A 2,622-nucleotide genomic window follows, 5' to 3' on the forward strand; every position below is an offset into this window, starting at 1 on the left:
AAAGCGGGGTAATGACACCAGCTTTGGCAAGATGGGCCAAAAGTGCCCTTGAACCGTTGTTCGGTGCTTTTGTAAGGCATCCAAGATTAGCGCTGCCAATCTAAGGCGGACCAAAAAAAGCCCCGTAAAGAGGCTTGTACGGATCCATTTTTTCACGGATTAATATCTTGTGCAACGGTTACCAGTGTTCTACGCAGTTTTTATTCAGTATTTTATTTTTTCCAAGTTCATAATCTTGTCATATTCGTAAAGAATTCTGTCAGATTCAGAGAACGGAATTTGGTATAAATCACAAACGTTTCTCAATTCGGTTAAATAGTCCAAATATTGAATTATATTATCGTTTAAGTTCGTTTTTAATTTCAGTTCGGCTCCGTAAATCATTCGATAAACTCTTTGGTCGATAATTTGATAAATTCTCGGATTCTTAAATCTCAAAATGGTCGAAGCCATTGGTAAGCGAATTCCTTTGGTTTCGAGCAAATGCATTAAGATTTCGCCAGTCAGAGCAGAATCGATAAATTCCGATTTTCGGTCAATTTTATTTATCAAATTCAGCGTTTCGTTATTCAATTCAGCATAACGATTGGTTTTCCACAACACAATTTCGTTTATCAATTCCTGATTAAAGTCAGTTTTAACGTTATCTAACTTTTTGGTCAGTTCAGGTTGAAAGTTATATTCCAAATTCAGAAGTTCGTCAGTAGATGGATTATGTTCTTGTATTTTCTTCATTTCGTTGGTTTGGTCAAATTGCGTAGAACGGTTAGTATATGGCAAGTAGGGCAGTAGAAAGCAATATTCTTTCAAGTTTGCACTGAGCCAAAGCGTTGTATTTTGTTTTTAATTTATTCATTCTTAAAAGCCAAATCAACGATTTGGCGGTATTTCAAATATCCACTGAGCTGTCTTAAACCAACGACCGCCCTATTTGCTATATACCGTGTTGTGTGCAGTTTTTATCTTCCTTGTGGGTCACCTCTCGTTATATCCCACCACGGTAAATGAATTAGAGATTCCCTCAAATAGTTTAGAGATTCATTGCTTTTAGCCAATTCATTAATTTTATGCCTGCCTTCACTATTTTTAGGGTTGGTATAATTATCCATATCAATCCAATCTTTTGGGTCAACTGAATAGTGCTTAAAAAATCCATCAACTACTAAAAAAGCTATTACTTGGCATATATCCGTAGGCAGTTGAATTTCTAATTCAAGCCTTTCTAAGGAAGTTACATAATCCTGTGAATTAGTGTCAACACGATAATATCCGCCCTTTTTTCGTAAAACTTCCATTTCTTCATGTTGATATGCTTTCTGAATCCAAGAAATCCATTTGTTCCATCTACTCCAATTAAAATACTTTTCGTCAGAATAATGCTTACCTAGAAAATCAACGAAGGTCATAGTATGTTCGTCATAAATCCTTTTATAAGGACTTTCATCAGGTTCGTTTTTCCAGTATTTAAATCTTTCTTCTAAACTCATGGGATAATTGTACACAACGCAGGGCTATGTGAAGCCACGTTACGGGTTTTAAATTTACGCAACTTGTTGGGATAAATTTACAAATACGTGTTGAACGTGGCCAGGTTGCATATAGCCGTTGATATGTACAGTTTTCCTCGATGGCGCCTAAAGGTGATAGGTTGGGTGGTCCCTCATCCTACGGATTATGCAAACTGGCATGGCCCTGCGATGATGTACAAATCCCAAGGGGCGGGAATTGGAGCCTTTGGCGACAATGTAGCGACTTGGGTTCACCTTTAGGTGAATTGTACATCATCGTGATTGTATATGGTTTGTTGCGTGGTTAAGCACGTAATTTAGCAAATAAAAACCGAATTGAAAATCCGCGAGGATTTTCGTAAGTAGGCTAGAACTAGCAATAAATTATATACGGTGTTGGCAAATCGTTTTTTTTATTCGTCCGTTTGGAATTCTCTTCCATTTCTAGTTATTTGTACGTCAACTCCATTTTTTTCTGCTTTAAAATATTCTAAACAATAAGGTATTTTTTCTTTTAAGAATACTTTTCTTTCGTCTGTTAAATATTCTGTATTATCCACAGCTTCAACCAAATTTGTAACATTGTACATATCGTCTTCATAAGGTCCAATTTTATATATAGGACTTAAATTTTTGGCAATAAATTTTCCATTTTTAACATTACAGGTTATATAATTATTTAAAAATTTCGGTTTAATTCTATCGTAAGACATTAAAACTTGGTCATTGTTCATTAAAGCGCCTCGTTTTTGCTTTAAGTTTTTGTCCTTATCAAATTCCTCACGTCTTCCATAAATCAATACAAACCTTGGTTTAAATGTCAGGTCTATTAAATCTTGAGAAATTGAAAAGTCACGATAGAAACTCAAAATATTTTCAGGTCTTTTTAATATTGTCTGCCATTCCTCTAATTGATTCCGAGCGTGTGAAAAATTGTAGGCTTCCCCTTATTAGGACACCTCTAAATTCGATAAATAATTATTATTTAGGTCAGGTTTGATGAAGAATTTAAATTCTTCATCAAACCTGGGCATGTATTCTTTAGGTGATTTATTGCCCAGAGATTTATGCGGATGATTAAAATTATAGTCCTCTCTCCAGTTGTCGCTTATAT

General features: G+C 35.1%; 5 protein-coding genes. 1 reads left to right on the forward strand and 4 read right to left on the reverse strand.

Annotation, left to right across the window (positions count from 1 at the left end):
* Nucleotides 1-204: 204 nt before the first annotated feature.
* Nucleotides 205-735, reverse strand: a complete 531-nt coding sequence (locus BFP75_RS13570; protein ID WP_099545919.1) for a hypothetical protein — start codon at nt 733-735, stop codon at nt 205-207.
* A gap of 224 nt (nt 736-959) precedes the next feature.
* A complete protein-coding gene (locus tag BFP75_RS13575; RefSeq protein WP_099545920.1) occupies nt 960-1,487 on the reverse strand; it encodes a hypothetical protein in 528 nt (175 codons plus the stop codon).
* Nucleotides 1,488-1,610: 123 nt separating this feature from the next.
* On the opposite strand from BFP75_RS13575, the gene BFP75_RS21880 reads away from it, so the two are divergent.
* Nucleotides 1,611-1,769 (forward strand): hypothetical protein, encoded by a 159-nt coding sequence (locus BFP75_RS21880; RefSeq protein ID WP_165776519.1) that lies wholly within the window; start codon nt 1,611-1,613, stop codon nt 1,767-1,769.
* A gap of 152 nt (nt 1,770-1,921) precedes the next feature.
* On the opposite strand, the gene BFP75_RS13580 is transcribed toward BFP75_RS21880, so the two are convergent.
* Nucleotides 1,922-2,377: a hypothetical protein gene (locus BFP75_RS13580; protein ID WP_123803465.1), complete on the reverse strand. Its 456-nt coding sequence runs from the start codon at nt 2,375-2,377 to the stop codon at nt 1,922-1,924.
* An 81-nt stretch (nt 2,378-2,458) separates the two neighbouring features.
* Entirely contained in the window at nt 2,459-2,620 is a 162-nt protein-coding gene (locus tag BFP75_RS22720) for an integrase core domain-containing protein (protein ID WP_123803412.1), read from the reverse strand.
* Nucleotides 2,621-2,622: the final 2 nt, after the last annotated feature.

Source organism: Maribacter sp. 4G9 (assembly GCF_002742265.1).
Lineage (GTDB): Bacteria > Bacteroidota > Bacteroidia > Flavobacteriales > Flavobacteriaceae > Maribacter.